General features: G+C 64.9%; 18 protein-coding genes. 13 read left to right on the top strand and 5 right to left on the bottom strand.

Annotation, left to right across the window (positions count from 1 at the left end; all coding sequences use genetic code 11):
* Positions 1-25: 25 nt before the first annotated feature.
* The 6 genes from QA643_RS33240 (at position 26) to QA643_RS33215 (ending at position 5,345) form a co-directional block, all read left to right on the top strand.
* On the top strand, positions 26-421 hold the full coding sequence (locus QA643_RS33240) for a RidA family protein (protein WP_283029877.1): 396 nt from the start codon (positions 26-28) through the stop codon (positions 419-421).
* Between the two features lie 50 nt (positions 422-471).
* On the top strand, positions 472-1,599 hold the full coding sequence (locus QA643_RS33235; RefSeq protein WP_283029876.1) for a cupin domain-containing protein: 1,128 nt from the start codon (positions 472-474) through the stop codon (positions 1,597-1,599).
* 10 nt (positions 1,600-1,609) lie between these two features.
* Complete coding sequence (locus tag QA643_RS33230) at positions 1,610-2,521, top strand: fumarylacetoacetate hydrolase family protein (protein WP_283029875.1); 912 nt, start codon at positions 1,610-1,612, stop codon at positions 2,519-2,521.
* Between the two features lie 10 nt (positions 2,522-2,531).
* Positions 2,532-3,179, top strand: coding sequence for a flavin reductase family protein (locus QA643_RS33225; RefSeq protein ID WP_283029874.1), 648 nt, complete (start codon positions 2,532-2,534; stop codon positions 3,177-3,179).
* A 100-nt stretch (positions 3,180-3,279) separates the two neighbouring features.
* Positions 3,280-4,371 carry an NAD/NADP-dependent octopine/nopaline dehydrogenase family protein gene (locus QA643_RS33220; protein ID WP_283029873.1) on the top strand — a complete coding sequence of 364 codons (1,092 nt, stop codon included), beginning with the start codon at positions 3,280-3,282 and terminating at the stop codon, positions 4,369-4,371.
* 32 nt (positions 4,372-4,403) lie between these two features.
* Positions 4,404-5,345, top strand: coding sequence for a 3-hydroxybutyryl-CoA dehydrogenase (locus QA643_RS33215; protein ID WP_283035010.1), 942 nt, complete (start codon positions 4,404-4,406; stop codon positions 5,343-5,345).
* A gap of 108 nt (positions 5,346-5,453) precedes the next feature.
* On the opposite strand, the gene QA643_RS33210 is transcribed toward QA643_RS33215, so the two are convergent.
* Genes QA643_RS33210 through QA643_RS33195 form a run of 4 tightly spaced genes read right to left on the bottom strand, consistent with a single transcriptional unit; the run spans position 5,454 to position 10,160 of the window.
* Entirely contained in the window at positions 5,454-6,167 is a 714-nt protein-coding gene (locus QA643_RS33210) for an ABC transporter ATP-binding protein (RefSeq protein ID WP_283029872.1), read from the bottom strand.
* Positions 6,164-7,933, bottom strand: a complete 1,770-nt coding sequence (locus QA643_RS33205; RefSeq protein WP_283029871.1) for a branched-chain amino acid ABC transporter ATP-binding protein/permease — start codon at positions 7,931-7,933, stop codon at positions 6,164-6,166. The genes QA643_RS33210 and QA643_RS33205 overlap by 4 nt, the downstream gene beginning before the upstream one ends.
* Positions 7,930-8,973, bottom strand: coding sequence for a branched-chain amino acid ABC transporter permease (locus QA643_RS33200; RefSeq protein WP_283029870.1), 1,044 nt, complete (start codon positions 8,971-8,973; stop codon positions 7,930-7,932). The genes QA643_RS33205 and QA643_RS33200 overlap by 4 nt, the downstream gene beginning before the upstream one ends.
* Positions 8,974-9,011: 38 nt before the next feature.
* Positions 9,012-10,160 (bottom strand): ABC transporter substrate-binding protein, encoded by a 1,149-nt coding sequence (locus tag QA643_RS33195; protein ID WP_283035009.1) that lies wholly within the window; start codon positions 10,158-10,160, stop codon positions 9,012-9,014.
* A gap of 130 nt (positions 10,161-10,290) precedes the next feature.
* On the opposite strand from QA643_RS33195, the gene QA643_RS33190 reads away from it, so the two are divergent.
* The 7 genes from QA643_RS33190 to QA643_RS33160 all read left to right on the top strand — a co-directional run bounded on the left by QA643_RS33190 (position 10,291) and on the right by QA643_RS33160 (position 17,280).
* On the top strand, positions 10,291-11,115 hold the full coding sequence (locus tag QA643_RS33190) for an alpha/beta fold hydrolase (protein ID WP_283029869.1): 825 nt from the start codon (positions 10,291-10,293) through the stop codon (positions 11,113-11,115).
* 499 nt (positions 11,116-11,614) lie between these two features.
* Positions 11,615-12,406, top strand: coding sequence for an aspartate/glutamate racemase family protein (locus tag QA643_RS33185; RefSeq protein ID WP_283029868.1), 792 nt, complete (start codon positions 11,615-11,617; stop codon positions 12,404-12,406).
* A 9-nt stretch (positions 12,407-12,415) separates the two neighbouring features.
* A complete protein-coding gene (locus QA643_RS33180; RefSeq protein ID WP_283029867.1) occupies positions 12,416-12,844 on the top strand; it encodes an organic hydroperoxide resistance protein in 429 nt (142 codons plus the stop codon).
* 27 nt (positions 12,845-12,871) lie between these two features.
* Positions 12,872-14,050, top strand: a complete 1,179-nt coding sequence (locus QA643_RS33175; protein WP_283029866.1) for a thiolase family protein — start codon at positions 12,872-12,874, stop codon at positions 14,048-14,050.
* A complete protein-coding gene (locus QA643_RS33170; RefSeq protein WP_283029865.1) occupies positions 14,047-15,288 on the top strand; it encodes an SDR family NAD(P)-dependent oxidoreductase in 1,242 nt (413 codons plus the stop codon). The genes QA643_RS33175 and QA643_RS33170 overlap by 4 nt, the downstream gene beginning before the upstream one ends.
* Positions 15,289-15,315: 27 nt before the next feature.
* Complete coding sequence (locus QA643_RS33165) at positions 15,316-16,098, top strand: cyclase family protein (RefSeq protein ID WP_283029864.1); 783 nt, start codon at positions 15,316-15,318, stop codon at positions 16,096-16,098.
* A gap of 27 nt (positions 16,099-16,125) precedes the next feature.
* On the top strand, positions 16,126-17,280 hold the full coding sequence (locus QA643_RS33160) for an ABC transporter substrate-binding protein (protein WP_283029863.1): 1,155 nt from the start codon (positions 16,126-16,128) through the stop codon (positions 17,278-17,280).
* A 15-nt stretch (positions 17,281-17,295) separates the two neighbouring features.
* On the opposite strand, the gene QA643_RS33155 is transcribed toward QA643_RS33160, so the two are convergent.
* Positions 17,296-18,918, bottom strand: coding sequence for an AMP-binding protein (locus QA643_RS33155; protein WP_283029862.1), 1,623 nt, complete (start codon positions 18,916-18,918; stop codon positions 17,296-17,298).
* Positions 18,919-18,990: the final 72 nt, after the last annotated feature.

Genomic DNA, 18,990 nt, shown 5'->3' with positions numbered 1-18,990 from the left:
AGCGTCCTGTCATGGGAGCATCAAAATGTTCGAAGTCTTGCAGCCGCCGGGATGGGCCAAGCCGAGCGGCTACGCGAACGGCGTCGCTGCCCGCGGCAAGATGATCTTCGTCGCCGGCCAAATCGGCTGGAACGAACAATGCAAGTTTGTCTCAGATGATCTGGTGGGGCAGATCGGCCAGACCCTGAAAAACGTCGCGGCCATCTTGCGCGCCGGTGGCGCCGGGCCCGAGCACGTCGTGTCGATGACCTGGTTCCTGCTCGATCGCAAGGAATACTCGGCCCGCCTGAAGGAAATCGGCGTGGCCTATCGCGACGTCATGGGCCGGCACTTTCCGGCGATGACGGCGCTGCAGGTATCGGGGCTGGTCGAAGATCGCGCCAAGGTCGAGATACAGGCGATCGCGATGATCCCTGACTAGATGAATTGACAGATGGCGCCGGGCACGGCGCCGACTCACAGGAGGGCGACATGGCAACGAAAGCTCGTGAGAACCACCGGGAAGACGTGGCCGGAAGAGCCAATGTCGAAGACACGCCGGAACTGCTCGCCTATTACGACCAGCTCGAAAAACTGGAAGCTGGCGCGCTCTGGACGGTGGCGAACAAGATCGAGCCCTGGCAGCCGAAATCGTCCTCCGTTCCGGTGTTGTGGCGCTACGAAGACCTTCGCGCGCATGTGTTGCGCTCGGTTGAGCTGGTATCGCCCGAAAAAGCCGGGCGCCGTGTCATCTATCTGAACAATCCCGGCCGGCGCGAGCACGCCGCCGCGGTCGGCTGGCTCTATTCCGGCCTGCAGGTCATGCACCCCGGCGAGGTCGCATCCGCCCACGCCCATTCGGCCTCCGCGCTGCGCTTCATCATGGAAGGCGAGGGCGCTTACACCATCGTCGACGGCCACAAGATGACGCTCGGCGCCAACGATTTTGTGCTGACGCCGAACGGCACCTGGCACGAACACGGCGTCTCCAGTGACGGCACGCCCTGCATCTGGCAGGACGGCCTCGATATCCCGCTGGTCAACACGCTGGAGGCCAACTTCTACGTGGTTCATCCCGATCTGCAGCAGAGCGTCGGCTATCCCGTCGACGACATGACGCATACCTGGGGAAGTCCCGGTCTGCGCCCGGCCGGCACCGAATGGTCGAAGGGCTATTCGCCGCTGCTGAAATACGAGTGGGGCCCGACTTACGAGGCGCTGCAGCGCTACGCCAAGGCAACCGACGGCTCGCTTTATGACGGCGTGCTCATGAACTACGTCAATCCGGTCACCGGCGGTCCGGTGATGCAGACGATCGGCGCATCGATGCAGATGCTGCGGCCGGGCGAGGCCACGCGCGCGCACCGTCACACCGGCAGCTTCATCTATCAGGTCGCCAAGGGCAGCGGTCACTCGATCATCGACGGCAAGCGTTTTGATTGGAAGGAACGCGACATCTTCTGCGTGCCGTCCTGGGCCTGGCACGAGCATGTCAACGCGTCCGCGAGCGAAGACGCCTGCCTGTTCACATTCAACGATCTGCCCGTCATGCAGGCGCTTGGGCTCTATCGTGAGGAAGCGTTCGGCGACAATGGCGGCCGGCAGCCGCTCCTAGCCTAGGAGAAAACCAGTGCGTCTCGTTACCTATCGCAGCACCGTTGAAGCTGCTGCCCGTCTGGGCGCTGTCGTCGATGATCTGGTCGTGGACGTCGAAAAAGCAGGCCGGAATGCTGGCGTGTCCTTGCCATCATCGATGCTCGATTTCATCGATCTCGGGCCGCCGGCGTTGGCGGCGCTCAAAAGGATATTGGACGAGGGCAACGACCAGTGGCCCGTCGGCGCCGCCTTGCCGCTGGCGAATGTCAGGCTGCTGGCGCCGATCCCGCGCCCGCGCAAGAACATTTTTGGCATCGGCCTCAATTACGTTGAGCATGTCGCGGAGTCATCGCGCGCCCTCGACACGGCAAAGGACCTGCCCAAGCAGCCCATCATCTTCTCCAAGCCGTCGACCAGCGTCATCGGGCCGGATGAGGCGATCCATCACAACAAACAGATCACGCAGCAGCTCGATTGGGAAGTCGAGCTCGCGGTTGTGATGGGACGGACCGCGCGGCGGGTGTCGGAGGCCGACGCGCTCGGCTTCGTGTTCGGCTACAGCGTGATGATCGACATCAGCGCCCGCGACAACCGCCGCGCCGGGCAATGGATCTACTCCAAGGGGCAGGACACCTATGCGCCGTTCGGGCCATGCATCGTCACGGCGGACGAAATCGCCGATCCGCACGCGCTCGATCTCTGGCTGACGGTGAACGGCGTCGAGAAGCAGCGCTCCAACACGCGTCATATGCTGTTCAAGGTGCCGCTGCTGATCGCGGACATTTCGGCCGCGATGACGCTGGAGCCGGGCGACATCATCGCGACCGGCACACCGGAAGGCGTCGGTGCCGGACGCTCCCCGCAGGAATGGCTGTGGCCGGGCGATGTGGTGGAAGCGGAAGTGACGGGCATCGGCCGGCTGCGCCATCCGGTCGTCGCGATCTGAGGGGCCTCGCATGATCTTCGACATGGAGACACTGGAGGCGCAGAACCGTTATAAGATCCTCACCGCCACGGTGACGCCGCGCCCCATCGCCTGGGTCACCACGCTTTCCGCCGGTGGCGTGATCAATGCCGCGCCTTTCAGCTTCTTCAACGTGATGGGGCATGAGCCGCCGACCGTCGCAATCGGACTTCTGGCGGGCACCGGCCGCTTCAAGGACACGGCCGCCAATATTCTCGATACCGGTGAGTTCGTCGTGAATCTCGTCGCCGAGCGCAATGCCGAGGCGATGAACATCACCTGCATCGATGCGCCGCCTGATATCGACGAACTGGCGCTCGCCGGCTTGACGGCCGCCGCCTCGGATGCGGTGCGGCCGCCGCGGATTACGGAATCGCCGGTGTCGTTCGAATGCCGCGTGCTGACGTCGCTGGTGACAGGGCCGCGGCAGACTGCCGTGATCGGTCGTATCGTTCGCGCCCATGTCGACGATGCCGTGATCCTGGACAAGGAGCGCTGCCACATCGATACGCAGGCGCTGCACCTGATCGCCCGCATGCACGGCAGCGGCTGGTATGCGCGCTCCAGCGACCTGTTCCAGATCGATCGGCCGAGCTGGGCGGCGTGGCAGGAAAAGAACGCCAAGACAGAACCGGCTTAACGACGGTGTTGCGCACAGCGATCCTCGCCTGGGCGCGGCATCGCTTGTGCATCGCGGAGGGGTTGATTCGAGCCGGTCGGCAATAAAGCGGAGGACAGTCTTGAAGATCGCAGTGTTGGGTGGAGGAAACGGCTCGTTCGCAGCGGCGGGCGATCTCACATTGGCCGGTCACGAAGTACGGCTGTGGCGGCGCAATCCGGCAGATGTCGAGGCGCACCGCGTCGCGGGCGGCACGATCACGGTCATCGACCGCTTGGGCCGCCGTGAGGTCAGGCTTGCGGCGATCACATCTTCCATTGCCGAGGCAATTGAGGCGGCCGACCTTGTCCTGTGTCCGGCACCGGCCTTTGCGCAACCGGCCATCGCCGAACTGGCGGCGCCGCATTTGCGCGACGGCCAGGTCGTGTTCCTGCCGCCCGGCACGTTCGGCTCCTACATCTTTGCCTATGCCGCCCGCGCCGCAGGCAACCGCGCCGAGATCGCAACGGCGGAGACGGGAACGCTGCCATGGCTGGCGCGCAAGCAGGGTCCGTATGCCGTCCGTATCTCGGGCAGGGGCGCGCGGTTGCCGACCGGTGTGTTTCCGTCGCGTCTCGCAACGTACGCGCTCGGCGTGATCGAACGCGCTTTTCCGAACGCCATCGAGCCGTGCGGCGACGCGCTTTCGGCCGCGCTGATGAATGCCGGGCCGATCATCCATCCGCCGTTGATCACCATGAATGCCGGTCCGATCGAGCATTTCGATAAGTGGGACATCCACAAGGAAGGAACGCAGCCGGCGATCCGCCGCGTGACGGACGCGCTCGATGCCGAACGCATCGCCATCCGCGAGGCGCTTGGCTACGGAAAGCCGCATTTCCCCCTGGCCGACCACTATTCGAAGGACAGCGAGCCCTGGATGTATGCGCGCGACGCCCATGACGAACTCACGGAATCGGGCGACTGGTCGGAACGCTTGATCCTCGTGAAGCACCGCTACATGCTGGAGGATGTACGTCTGGGACTATCGTTCCTCGCCTCGGTCGCAGGCCTTGCGGACATACAAACGCCGCTGGTCAACGCATTCCTCGCGATCGGCTCGGCCATCGCCGGCGAGGACTTTGCGGTGAAGGGACGGACCTTGGCGTCGCTCGGCCTTGGCGGGCTCGACCGGGCAGCCTTGCAAAATCATCTCGCCGAGGGTTTTCGATGAAACCGGTTATCGGCTGTCTCGGGGCCGGGCGCATGGGCCGCGGCATTGCGGTCGTATTCGCATTTGCCGGCCACCAGGTCATCGTCGTCGACTTCAAGGAGCGCGATGCGGCGGCTTTCGACGCACTTGCCGCCGAGGCGCGGGCCGAGATCCGATCGACGCTGGAGATCCTTTCCCGCATTGGCCTGCTCTCACCGGAGCATGTGACCACGATTGCCGAACGGGTCACGATCGTATCCCGGCAGGAAGCGGCATCAGCGCTGCCGCGCTGTGACGTGATCTTCGAAGGGATGCCGGAGATTCTCGCGCTGAAGCAGGCGGCGCTCGCCGAAGCCTCAAGGCTGGCTGGCGAGGGGCCGATCATCGCCTCGACCACGTCGACGATACTGGTCGACGATCTCTCAGGTTCGATCGAGCATCCCGGACGTTTTCTCAATGCGCACTGGCTCAATCCGGCCTATCTGGTGCCGCTGATCGAACTGTCGCCCGGACGGCTTACGGCGCCGGAGATTACCGCGCGGATGAGGGCGCTGCTCGAAGGTATCGGCAAGGTGCCCGTCGTGTGCGCAGCACGGCCGGGATTCATCGTTCCGCGCATTCAGTCGCTGGCGATGAACGAGGCCGCGCGCATGGTCGAGGAGGGCGTCGCCTCGGCAGAGGATATCGACAAGGCCGTGATTTACGGTTTCGGCTTCCGATTTGCGGTGCTCGGCCTGCTCGAGTTCATCGATTGGGGCGGCGGCGATATCCTGCACCACGCCAGCCGCTATCTGGTCGAGGCGCTCGGCGATGTCAGGTACGCCGCGCCCGACATCATTGCGACCAACATGCGCGAGGGGCGCATCGGCATGAAGACCGGGCAGGGGTTCATGAACTATGAAGGCGTCGACCAGGCCGCCTATCGCGAGAAGCGGCTGGCGGCCTTTGCCAGGGCGCTGCGGGCGATGGGTCTCGCGCGCGAACCGGTGGTGTGATGCCGTGGACATACCAGCCACATCCTCCGTCATGGCCGGGCTTGACCCGGCCATCCACGTCTTTGGTCGACCCGCGAAGGACGTGGATGCCCGGGACGAGCCCGGGCTTCAGTGGCCGCCGAGATACGCTGCGATCAGCTTTGGATCGTGGATCAGCGTGTCCGCCGGCCCGGACTGGATGATCTCGCCGGTTTCCAGCACATAGCCGTAATCGGCGGTCTCCAGCGCGGCGCGGGCGTTCTGCTCGACGAGCAGGACCGAAACGCCGAGGCTGCGCAGCGACGCGATGGTGCGGAAGATTTCGCGGACGATCAGTGGCGCAAGCCCAAGGCTGGGTTCATCCAGCACCAGGAGTTTTGGTTTGGCCATCAGCGCGCGGCCGAGCGCCAGCATCTGCCGTTCGCCGCCCGACAGCGTGCCGGCGGCCTGCCTGGCGCGTTCCTTCAGCCGCGGGAAGCGATCGAATACTTCGTCGAGGCTATGGCGCGTCGTCGAGCGGTCACGCAGGCTGTAGGTGCCGAGCAGGAGATTGTCGGCGACCGACATGTCGGCGAACAATTCGCGCTTTTCCGGCACGAGACAGAGGCCGCGCTCGACGCGGCCCTCGACATCGATGCGCGCCAGGTCTGCGCCTTGAAACATCATCCGTCCGGTGGACTTCAAGAGCCCGATCGCGGCCATCAGCAGCGTGGTCTTGCCGGCGCCGTTCGGGCCGATCACGGTCACGATCTGCCCCCGTTCGACGGACAGCGAGACGTTCCGCACGGCCTCCACCTTGCCGTAGGCGACCGACACATTCTCGATCGAGAACATCTGCGTCACGCGACACCTCCAAGATAGGCTTCCTGAACGCGGGCATCGCTGCGGATCGCCGCCGGCTCGCCTTCGCAGAGCTTTGAGCCGAAATCGAGTACGACGATGCGGTCGACCAGCGACATCACGAACTCCATGTCGTGCTCGACCAGCAGGATGGTCAGGTGCTCGGCGCGCAGCGAGCGCAGCAGTTCAGCGAGCTTGAGCTTTTCCTGCCGGCGCAGGCCGGCAGCCGGCTCATCGAGAACGAGCAGCGTCGGATCGGCGGCCAGCGCCCGGGCGATTTCGAGCACGCGCTGATTGCCGAGCGGCAAATTGCCGGCGAGCTCGAACGGCTTGTCGCCGAGCCCGACGCGTTCGAGCTGCATCAGCGCCTCGTAGCGGGCGCTGGCCTCTTCCTTCCGGTTCAGACGGAACGCGCCGGCGAACAGGCCGGTCCTGGTGCGCGAATAGGTGCCAAGCAAGACGTTATCGAGCAGCGTCATGCGCGGGCGCAGCTTGACGTGCTGGAAGGTGCGGGAGATGCCGGCGCGGGCGATGTGGAATTGCTGGTCGCGGGTGATCGACCGTCCCGCGAATGCGATCTCGCCGCTGTTGGTGCGCAGCGCGCCGGTGAGCAGGTTGAACATCGTGGTCTTGCCGGCGCCATTCGGCCCGATCAGGCCGAGGATTTCGCCTGATTTCACATCGAAGCTGACATTGTTGACGGCGACAAGGCCGCCGAAGCGCCGCTGCGCCTCGTTCACTTTCAGGAGGAGCGTGCCGGGTTTCGGCTGATCGCGGAGCGGCAGCGGATCGGCCACTTGCGGACGGGACTGCTTGATGTCGGGAAGAAAGCCCGCGAGGAACGGGACGATGCCCTGCCGCGCGCGCTGCAGGAACAGGATGAACAGCGCCGAGAACGCGACGATCTCGAGCTGGCCGGAGGCGCCCTTGGCGATCAGCGGCAGATAGTCCTGCACGGCATTCTTCAAGAGCGTGACTATCGCGGCACCCACCACGCCGCCCAAAATGCTGCCGGCCCCGCCGACCATCGCCATCATCAGATATTCGATGCCCATGCCGGCTTCGAACGGGCCTGGGCTGACGAAGCGGCCGAGATGGGCATAGAGCCATCCGGACAGCGCGCCGAGAAAGGCGGCAATCACGAACGTCAGCAGCTTGATCTGGAATGCGCTGATCCCGAGGCTTTCGACCAGGGTGTTGCCGCCGCGGAGCGCGCGCATCGCCCGGCCGATGCGGGAATCGAGCAGGTTGTAGCAGAGCAACAAAACCGCGACGACGATGGCCCAGATCAGGAAATAGATCTGCCAGCTCTCGACCAAAGCGAGCCGGCCGATCGAGATCGGCGGAATGCCCGAAATGCCGTTATGCTGACCGAGGCCATCGATGTTGCCGAACAGGAACGCGATCGCCAGCCCCCAGGCGACCGTGCTCAGCGACAGGAAGTGACCGCCGAGGCGGAGCGTTACGAACCCCAGGATGGCCGCGACGCTGCAGGTCATGATGACCGCCAGCACCAAGCCGAGCCAGGGCGAATAGCCGTTCAGGGCGGTGGCCCATGCGGTCGAATAGGCCGCGACGCCGACGAAAGCTGCCTGCCCGAACGACACGATGCCGCCGACGCCGGTCAATAGCGCGAGCCCGATCGCCGCTAGCGCGTAGATACCGATATAGTTCAGCAGGGTGATGCTGAACGGGTTCAGCACGAAGGGCGCCGCCACGAGGCAGGCGATCGCCGCGGCAACGATGAGGCGAATCTGGAGCAGCGTCATTCCTCGACTTCCTCTTCGGAATGCTGCGAGGCCAGCGAGCGCCAGAGCAGGACGGGGATCAGCAGGGAGAAGACGATGACGTCCTTCAAAGTGCTGCTCTGGAACGAGGCGAAGCTTTCGAGGATGCCGACGCCGAACGCGCCGAGCGCCGCGCCGGGATAGCTGGTCATGCCGCCCACGATGGCCCCGACGAAGGCTTTCAGGCCGAGCAGGAACCCGGAATCATAGAAGATCGTGTTGACCGGGGCGATCAGGATGCCGGAGACGCCTGCCATCAGCGATCCCAGGAGATAGGCAATGGTGCCGGCGCGCGCGGGCCTGATCCCCATCAGGCGGGCTCCGGTGCGGTTGAATGCGGTGGCGCGCAGCGCCTTGCCGAGCAGGGTGAAGTCGAAGAAGAGAAACAGGAGACCGCTGAACACCAGCGCCGCGATCAGGATCAGCATCGTCTGCCCGGACACGTGCACGCCGGCGATTTCCATTCCCATCGACGTCAGCGGCTCGGTCCGGACGCCTTCGGGGCCGAAGAACAACAGGCCGAGCCCGACCAGCGCGAAATGGAGCGCGACCGAGACCGTCAGCAGCAGCAGAACCGAGGCATCCGCAATTGGGCGGAAAACGATCCGGTCGAGTAGCGGCGAGATCGGCATGATCAAGAGCAGCGCCAACGCGATCCTGGCCGGCATCGGCGGATTGAAGCGCATCGTCAGCCAGACGATGCCGACGACGATCAGCGGCAGCACGAGATAGCCGAGAACGGCCTTCGGCAGCGCGCGAAATTCGCCGGCGCGCGACAGCGTGACGACTTCCATCAGGCAGGCCATGCACGCCAGCACGACAACCAGCCCGACCGTTCCTGGAAGCTGCCTGGCGTCGAGCGCGGCCAGCGTCAGTGCCGTGAAGGCAGCAATGTCGCCGAACGGAATGAAGATCACCCGCGTTACCGTGAAGATCAGCACGGTGCCGATCGCCACCAGGGCGTAGACCGCCCCGGTTGCTATTCCGTCGATCGCAAGGATCGCTGCGATATCTGCCGTCATGCCGTCGGCCGTCCTTCCGTGTTAGCCGAGAGGCTCGCTCAGGGCTGGTAGGTCCAGGCGCCGTTGTTCAGGCGGACGATCACCAGCGCGCGCTCATCGACGCCGTGATAGGCGCCGGGCTTGAAGTTGTAGACCGCGTGCACGCCCGAGAGTTCTTTGGTGTTGAGGATCTCGTCGCGGAGCGCTTTGCGGAATTCGGTGGTGCCGGGCTTTGCGGTCTTCAGCGCGCGCTCAGCGGCGTTGGTGAAGATTCGCCAACCGTCGAAGGAATAGGCCGAGAAGCCGTCCGTGGTCGGCAGATTGTTGGCCTTCTGGAAGGCGGCGCGGAACTCCAGCGCCAGCTTCTTGGCGAAATGGTCATCAGGAAGCTGCTCGGCGACGATGACCGGGCCGGCCGAGACCTGAATTCCTTCCGCCGCCTTGCCGCCGACGCGGACGAAATCGGGATTGACCAGCGCGACCGTGCCGTAGGTTTTGCCCTTGAAGCCGCGCTCGCCGAGCGCAAGCAAGGGCAATGCGCCCTGCGTGCCGGATCCGCCGATCAGCACGGCATCGGGACGCGCCGCGAGAACTTTCAGGATCTGGCCCGTGACCGACGTATCGACGCGCGCGTAGCGCTCGTTGGTCAGCACCTTGATGCCGTCCTCGGCTTCCACCGCCTTGGCGCCGTTATAGACGAGGTCGCCCCAGGCATCGGAGAAGCCGATATAGCCGATGTTCTTCATCGCATCGCGCTTCATCCGGTCCGCGACGACCTTTACCAGCAGTGAGGCGGGCTGCGGAACAGAAATGCCCCACTGGTCCGCCGGATTCGGCTGGCCGGTGACCGGCGAGACCGCGATCATCGGCACCTTCAGTTCGGTCGCGACCGCCATCATCGCGATGGTCGACGGCGCGGTCGCGGTGCCGATCAGGACATCGACCTTCTCTTCCTCGATCAGCTTGCGCGCGTTGCGCGTCGCGGCGGAAGGATCGGAGCCGTCGTCGAGCTGGATCAGCCGGATTTTCTCGCCGTTGACCTCGCTCTTGTATTCCATGGCGGCCTGGATGCCGCGGCCATAGGGGATGCCGATCGAAGAGCCGGGCCCGCTGAGTGAGGTCACGAATCCGACCGTGATGTCGGCCTGTGCGGTCTGGGCCGCAATGAGGCCGCCGATGAGTGCAGTCAAACTCAACATCTTGCGCATTGGATTCCCCTTGGTTGAAAACAGCCGCGACTTGAGCGAGATGTCAGCACGGATCGAGGTCGGACCAGCACGATCGATGCCGCCGAAGGCCGACATGGACCGGGTGCTTGCGTCCGGATGGAGTTATGAAATGAGCGCTGCCAGCGCCGGTTCCAACGTCGAACGCCGGTTCATTACGACGCCTCTTGGGCGCATCCATGTCGCGACCGCGGGAACCGGCGTTCCGGTTCTTCTGCTGCATCAGACGCCGCGATCGTGGGACGAATACCGCGACGTGCTGCCGCTGCTCGGCCGCGATTTCCGTGCGATCGCCATGGATACGCTCGGCTTTGGCGATTCCGACCGGCCGGCCGGCGATCCCTCGATCGAATTGTGGGCGCAAGGGGCGTTCGCACTGCTCGATGCGCTCGATGTGTCGCGCGCCGCGATCGTCGGTCATCACACCGGCGCGGTGATTGCGGTCGAGATGGCGGCGTCTAACCCGGCGCGAGTGAGTGCGCTGGTGCTCTCGGCCTGTCCCTTCGTCGATGCGGCGCGCCGCGCCAGGCATGAGGGCATGCGCGTCATCGACGAGGTGGAAGCGCGCAGCGATGGCGCTCATCTTGCCGAGCTGTGGGCGCGGCGGCAGCCGTTCTATCCGGAAGGCGATGTCGATCTGCTGCAGCGCTTCATGATCGACGCACTGCGCGCCGGCGAGATGGCGGCGGAAGGCCACCGGGTGGTGAATCGCTATCGGATGGAAGACCGTCTGGGGCACATTCGGTGCCCCACGCTGGTCATTGCTCCGACGGGCGACCCGCACGTTCATCCGGTGGCTCCGAAGGTGGCTGGAGCTATCGAAGGCAGCATCCTGCGTGAGCTCTCAGGAGGCATGGTGCCGCTTCCCGATCAGATGCCGGAGGCCTTCGCCGGCCTTATCAGCGACTTTATCGCTGCGCAGGCAGCCGGAAATTGAAACGGAACACGCAACGCCCGGCTCGATCGCGGCGAACGCGAGCCTGCCGGCAGCCCGTCCTGTTCCGAGGTCGAAGATCTCAGCCACGATTGATGAGCCTCTATCAACGCAACTATTCAAGGCGACATGCGCCCGTCGGGCTCCGGCGCCCCGCCAATTGTTTAAAGCCTAAAGTATTTATCGGCGGAAGGTCAATATGCCAGTTTCGTGCTTCGCGGAAAAAGTTTGCTGCACCGTGTGCAGGCGCGAAAGCAGAATTCGCCTGTGCGAAAGGGTGAGGCGACGTCTGCCTGTCGTTTCGGCAAAGCGATCCGGCCGTACGCAGCAACGCTGATGCGCCGTTCAATTGACGCCAAAATTATTTTGTGCTTGAAATATTTCGGTCGATCGAATGGCGCGACCTGCGAGGCGCCTCACAACGATCGGTGCATGCGTGTCATCGGCCTTCACCGCAAGGTTTGGTGATTACCGCGCGCCGCCAGTGAACGGGATATCTGCTGTGCGCATCTTCTGGCAGAGCTTCGTCGACCAGGCCACCAGCGCGCCCTATATGGCGCGGCTTGCTGCCTATCTGAACGAGATCGCGGCGCCCGGCACCAGCGTGCACGTCGAAGGCATCACCCCCGCCGACCGCGACTTCGGCCGTCTCAGCGAGCTGCGTTGTGCAATTCAGGCCATCGACAACGGCCTCGCGGCGCAAGAGAGCGGCTTCGACGCCTATGTCATGGGCCACTTCCAGGATCCGGGACTGTACGAGCTGCGCTCGGCGCTGACGATCCCTGTCGTCGGCGCCGGTGAGGCCACGCTGCTCGCCGCCTCGCAGCTTGGCCGCCGGCTTGGCCTCGTCACGCTCGATTCAGCTTTCGAGGTCTGGCACTACGAGCAGGCCGATCGCTATGGATTGTCCGGCCGCATCGTGCATGTCACCGGCATGGGCTGCCGTCCGGAAGATTTCAGCGCTGCGTTCGCGGGCGATGCAGTCGCCAAGGCGCGCATGTTGAGCGACTTCGCGGCCTGCGCACAGCCGCTGGTCGATCGTGGCGCCGATGTCATCATTCCGGCCGGGGTGCTGCCCGGTCTCCTCATTGCCGGCGAGCACGGCTTCAAAGTCGGCTATGCGCCGGTGGTGAACTGTGCGGCGGTTGCGCTGAAGAGCGCTGAGATGTGGGTGCAACTGCGGCGGCTCAACGGCACCGAGCCGAGCCGGGGGCCGAGCTTCGCGCTCGCCAATGAACGCTCCCGACAGGATTTTCGCGCGCTGGTAGCGCGCACGCAAGCCGACAAATCTTGAGGAGCAGACATGCTGCAGCCAGAAAAAATTCTGTATGAGGCCGAAGTGACGGCGAGCGGCGGGCGCGATGGCAAGGCCGCGAGCGATGACGGACTTTTGTCAGTGTCGCTGTCGCTGCCCAAACCGCTGGGCGGCCCGGGCGGACCGGGAACCAATCCGGAGCAGCTCTTTGCCGCCGGCTATGCCGCGTGCTTTCTCGGCGCCGTGAAGCTCGTCGCGCGCACGCGCAAGATCACGCCATCGGCTGAGCCGACCGTCACCGCCAGAGTCGGCATGGGGCCGGTCGCGGTCGGCTATGCACTGACGGTCGAACTCAAGGTTCAGCTCCCCGGCGTGGAGAAATCCGCTGCCGAGGAGGTCGTTGCCGGCGCGCATGAACGTTGCCCTTATTCCAATGCGACGCGCGGCAATATCGACGTGAAACTGACCGTGCTCTAGGGCGGCAGACAGGAATCCGGCGGTCCGATGCAGAGCTCCATCCGAACACCATATGATCGGGTCGTGATGGCGGTTCCGGTGACGATCCCCTATGTGCGCTACTCGATCGAGAGCGCGCAGTGGTGGATCGGCCGCGCGCTGAAGGCGCTGGTCGATGGCGGGGGGATCACGCCGCGCGATATCGACGGGTTCTGTGTCTCCAGCTTCACGGCCGGGCTCGATAGCGGCATCGGCCTCACCCAGCATTTCGGCCTGTGCGTGCGTTGGCTCGACACCATTCCGCTTGGCGGCGCGAGTGCGATTGCCGCACTGCGCCGCGCCGCGCGGGCGGTGCAGGCGGGCGATGCCCGTATCGTGGCGTGCGTCGCCGGCGACACCAACCATGTCGATTCCTTCCGCTACACGCTGGAGAACTTTTCGCGCTTCAATCAGGACGCCGTCTATCCCTATGGCGCCGGCGGCGCCAATGCGAGCTTTGCGCTGATCGCGCGCAACTACATGCGGACGTTCGGCGCCCGGCGCGAGGACTTTGGCAAGATCGCCGTCGCTCAGCGCAGCAACGCGCTGCGCAACCCCCATGCCCTGATGAAGACGCCGCTGACGATCGAGCAGTACATGTCGGCGCGGCCGATCGCCGACCCGCTGCATTTGTTCGACTGCGTGATGCCGTGCGCCGGAGCCGAGGCGTTTCTGGTGATGGGCGAGGATGTCGCCACATCGCTGAATTTGCCGGCGGCCAAAATTCTCGCCACGATCGAGCGGCACAATGCGTTCGGCGACGATCCCGTCCAGGTGCGGGGCGGGTGGGCCATGGATATCGACGAGCTCTATGCGATGGCGGGCATCAAGCCCGATGATCTCGATATCGTCGAGACCTATGATGATTATCCCGTCATCTCGATGATGCAGTTCGAGGACCTCGGCTTCTGCCGGAAGGGCGAGGGGCCGGATTTCGTCCGCCAGCATGATCTGACCATCGATGGCTCCTTCCCGCACAACACCTCTGGCGGCCAGCTCTCGGTCGGACAGGCGGGCGCCGGCGGCGCCTATCTCGGCGTGGTCGAAGCGCTGCGTCAGGTGCTCGGGCAGGCGGGGCCGACGCAGGTGAGGGATGCGCGCATCGGGTTGGCGTCGGGGTTCGGAATGATCAATTATGATCGCGGCCTCGCCTCGGGCGCGGCGATCCTTGCAGGACCAGGCGCATGATCGAGCCGATCGTCAAGCCGCGCCGGAAGAATCCGCTTTTGCGGACGCGGCTGCCGACCTCGCCGCCGCGGGCGCGCAGCCGCGCGTCACACGGCTTTACCCGGGCTGCCGCTGAAGGCCGTTTCATGCTGCAGCGCTGCGGCGCCTGCGCGGTGTTCTGCTATCCGGCGCGCGATGCCTGTCCTGCGTGCCTTTCCGCCGATCTCGTCTTCACGGATGCGCCGCGGCGCGGCACGCTGCTCAGTGAAACCACGCTGCATATTCCAGCGGATGTGCACTTCCGCGAGCGCGCGCCATGGCGTATCGGGCTGGTCGCGATGGAATGCGGACCGAAGCTGGTGACGCACCTGCATGCCGACTGCGAAGAGGGGCAGCCGGTCGTGATGTCGTTTCAATTGGACAAAAGCGGGCAGGCCGTGGCCTTCGCCCATCCCGAACGGGAGACTTCCAACATGACGGACGACAAGCAGTGGCGCGAAATGACGGCCGATCCAAAATTCCGGCGCGTTCTGGTGACGAATGGGCGGAGCATCGTCGGCCAGGAAACGGTGGCTGCGCTAAAGGCCGCCGGCGCGTCGATCATCTTCGTCGGCGTTGCCGAACCGTGGAAGCCGTTCCGCGGCGAGGATGCGCTGCGGGCGATCGAGGGCGTCGAGATCGTGCCGCTCGACATCGGCGACGAGAAATCCGTCGCCGATCTGGCGGCCGATATCGGCGGCAAGGTCGACATTCTCGTGAACACGACCGAACATGTCCGCGCCGGCGGGCTGCTCGATCGTCAAGGCACCAGCGTCGTGCGCGACGAGATCGACCAAAGCTATCTCGGCTTCGTGCATCTGGCGCAGGCGTTCGGCCCGGCGATGCGAATGCGGGGCTCCGATGGCGTCAACAGCGCCGCGGCCTGGGTCAATATCCTGTCGGTCTATGCGTTGGCGAACTGGCCGGCCTTCGGTGCGTATTCGGCCTCGCAGGCCGCCTGTCTTTCATTGTCGCACTCGCTACGCGCGGAGCTGCGGCCCGGCGGCGTCAAGGTGGTGAACGTATTCACCGGTCCGCTCGATATCGAGTGGTTCCAGACCGTGCCGCCGCCGAAGGTCGCGCCGCGCGTCGTGGCGTCGTCAATCGTGTCGGCGCTGAGGCGCGGACTTGAAGATGTGTTCGTGGGCGATGTCGCCGAAGACATTCGCCAGCGCCTTGCGGCCAATCCCAAGGCGGTCGAGCGCGAGCTTGGGGCGTAGCGGCTTGTTGGAAGCGGGAGAAGCGCAATGGACAGCAACAGTCTCATGCAGTTTGCCGGCGCAGTTGCATCCGGTGCGGTGCGCGTCGTCGACCTGACGTTCACGCTGAGTCCGGACTTTCCGGTGATCGTGCTGCCGCCGGAGTTCGGCCAGGCCGCGCCGGTACGCATCCAGCAGATTTCGCGTTATGACGCGAGTGGTCCTGCCTGGTATTGGAACAATCTGACCTTCGGCGAGCACACCGGCACGCATTTCGATGCGCCGATCCACTGGTTCACCGGCAAGGACCTGCCGAACAATTCGGTCGACACGCTTCCGGTGCGCGACATGATCGCGCCGGCCTGCGTGATCGATTGCTCGGCGCAGGCCGCGCAGGACCCGGATTTTCTGTTGACGATCCCGGTTGTGGAAGAATGGGAAAGCCGCCACGGGCGGATTCCGGAACGTCACTGGGTGCTGCTGCGCACCGACTGGTCGAAGAGGGGCTGGCGCGACTACGCCAATTTGAAGGAAGACGGCGCGCACACGCCAGGGCCGAACGCCGCCGTGATGCGCTGGCTCGTCGAAGAGCGCGGCGTGATCGGCTTCGGCACCGAGACGATCGGGACGGATGCCGGCCAGGCCGGTCATCTCGATCCGCCCTATCCGGCGCATCATTTCCTGCACGGTGGCGGACGCTACGGCCTGCAATGTCTGTGCAATCTTCATCAGTTGCCGCCGACCGGCGCGGTGATCGTGGCCGCGCCGCTCAAGATCCAGAACGGTTCCGGCAGTCCGCTGCGTGTGCTTGCGCTGGTGCCGGCGACTTAGCCATTTTTGCTTACATCGAGGGGCGTCATGAAAAAGAAGAAGATCTTGATTAGCGCCGCGCTCCTGCTCGCCGCGATGGCGCCGGTGCGTGCTGAAATTCTCGTCGGCTTCGTCACCGGCCTCAGCGGACCGGTGTCCTCGATTGGTGTGCCGAACGCCAAGGGATTGGCGACGGGCCAGGCCTATGTCGGCGAGATCGACGGAGAGAAAGTCCGCGTCATTCAGCTCGATGACGGTTCGGACCCGGCGGCCTCGACGCGCAATGCCCGCAAGCTGGTCGAGCAGGAGAAGGTCGACTTCCTGATCGGAACATCGGGCGCGCCACAGACGCTGGCGATGGCCACCGCAGCGATCGAGATGAAGGTCCCGATGGTGGCGGTCTCGCCGATCGCGCCGGTCGCGGCCGGCGAGGGCGGGCCGTGGGTGGTGCAGACGCCGCAGCCTACGCCGCTGCTCGTTCAGGGCATCGTCGATCACATGAAGAGCCGCAACGTGAAGACGGTGGCGTTCATCGGCTTCTCCGACGCCTTCGGCGACCTCATGTACAACTCGCTGCTGCAGAGCGCTGATCCGGCCGGCATCAAGGTGATCGCAAACGAACGCTATGCGCGTTCTGATAACTCGGTGACCGCGCAGGTGCTGCGCGCGATCTCCGCGCGTCCCGATGCAATCATGCTCGGCGGGACCGGGACGCCGGGCGCGCTGCCGGTGATCGCGCTGTCCGAACGCGGCTACAAGGGCCCGCTCTACGGCAATCACGGCATGATCAGCGCGGATTTCCTGCGGCTTGCCGGCAAATCCGCCGAGGGCATCATCTGCCCGACCGGCCCGGTGACCGCAGCCGAGCAGCTTCCCGATGACAATCCGATCCGCAAGGTCGCGTTGGCGTTTCGCGCCGCCTATGAGAAGGCCAATGGCGAGCCGCCGGCCGATGCGTTCTCACCCTACGCATTCGATGGCTGGCTGGTATTCACCGATGCCGCCAAGCGCGCCAAGGCATCAGGGGCGGCGCCGGGAACGCCGGCGTTCCGCAACGCGCTGCGCGAGGCGCTGTTCACGACCAAGGAAGTCGTGGGCACGCACGGCATCTACAGCTATACGCCGGCCGATCGCCACGGCGTGGACAGCCGCGCGCGTATCCTGGTGCAGATCGAAAACGGGAAATACAAGCTGCTGCCTTGAAGTGATGCGCGCAGCTCAGGCGTGACGCAGCTTGGCCTTGAGCGCACGCATGTCGATCGCGCGGTTGTCGGTGACGGAAGCTGCCGCGAGCGTCTTGATCTCGCCGCGGGCAAGCTTGCGCGTTGACGACAGCGGCAATTCGGCGACGATGGCGATATAGCCGGGCACCTTGTGATAGGCGAGGCGTTCGGCGCAGGTCTTGACGATCGAGGCCGCCAGCGCAGCGGCGTCTTCGACCTCCTTGTTCGGCACGATGAACGCAAACACCTCTTCGCCGCGGATCTCGTCCGGCACGGGCGTCACGGCGCAGCCGCCGATCCGCGTATCCATGTACAGCGCGCTTTCCACTTCGAGCACGCCGATGTTCTCGCCGCTGCGCCGCACGATGGTCTTCTTGCGGTCGAAGAAATACAAAAGCCCGTCTTCGTCGGCGAAGACGAGATCGCCGGTGTGGAACCAGCCGTCCTGCCACGCCGCTTCGGTGGCTTGCTCGTCCTTCAAATAGCCGCTGAAGAATCCGGCGCGTTTGTCGCTGCCCTTGGCGCGGACCAGCAATTCGCCGGGTTTTCTCACCGCGACATCGCCGCCCTGATCGTCGACGAGGCGATACTCCATCCCATCAGATGGCCGGCCGACGCAGCGGGCGCCGAAGCCGGCCGGCTCGCGCGCGGTGGTCGTCGCCGCCGCGCCGCCGGTCTCGGTCATCGCCCAGGCTTCGACGATCGGGATGCGGTAGCGCTCCTCGAAGGTGGCACGGTGGCGGACGTCGACACCGGGCGCAAAAGCGAAGCGCACGCGATGCTGCCGCTCGACCTCGGTGACCGGCAGTTGCAGCAGGATGGCGGGGATGACGCCAAGACAATGCACGACGGTGGCGCCGCTATCGGCCACGCACTGCCACCAGCGATTGGCGTGGAAGCGGTCCAGCGGAACCACGGCGCCGCCGAGCACCATCATGCCGACCGCGCTGCAGCCCAGCGCGTTCATGTGAAACATCGGCAGCGGCGTCAGATTGATCTCGCGATCCGCCTGCAATTCGGCGACGCCGCCTTGCGCGAGGTACCAGTCGGCGACCTGCAGAAAGTACCGGTTCGAGAGCATGCAGCCCTTGGGCTTGCCGGTACTGCCTGATGTGAACAGCAGCGCGCATTCGTCGTTGAACTCGGGGCTTTGCGCGACAATTTCGGTCTGGCACGGCGGGATGCGGCTGTCGGTATCAATCAGGCGGACGCGCCCGAGCACGGCATCCCTGGTCACAAGCATGCGATCTGCCGTCGCCACCAGCAGGTCGGCTTGCGACAGCTCGAGCTGAAAGGACAATTCGTCGGGGCGGACATCGGGGTTGATCGGAACGATCGAAACCCCGAGCGCATTGAGCGCCAGCCAATGCAGGAAGAAGACCGGGCGATTTTCCAGCAGCAGGGCTACCCGCGCGCCGCGCCCATAGCCGGCGGCCGCATATTCGGCGCGAAGCCGGTCTACTTCGGCCTTGAACGCTCCGTAAGCAATGTTGAACCCCTCCGGCGCGTAGGCAAGCTGGGCGCTGGCGGGGGCGAGCAGGAACGGCGCGTCGGGCCGTCGTTCGGCGGTGGCCGCAAACGCATCGGATGGCGAACGGTAGGGAATGTCGCGGTTCATTGCGGACGTCGCTCCTGTTGATGCCTCCGGCTGCAGGCGATCACGGCCGGAACTTCACACGCAGGCCTTGCT

This window comes from Bradyrhizobium sp. CB3481, from assembly GCF_029714305.1.
Lineage (GTDB): Bacteria > Pseudomonadota > Alphaproteobacteria > Rhizobiales > Xanthobacteraceae > Bradyrhizobium.
The sequence above is the reverse complement of the archived record's forward strand: the minus strand, read 5'-3'. Positions and strand labels throughout refer to the sequence as shown.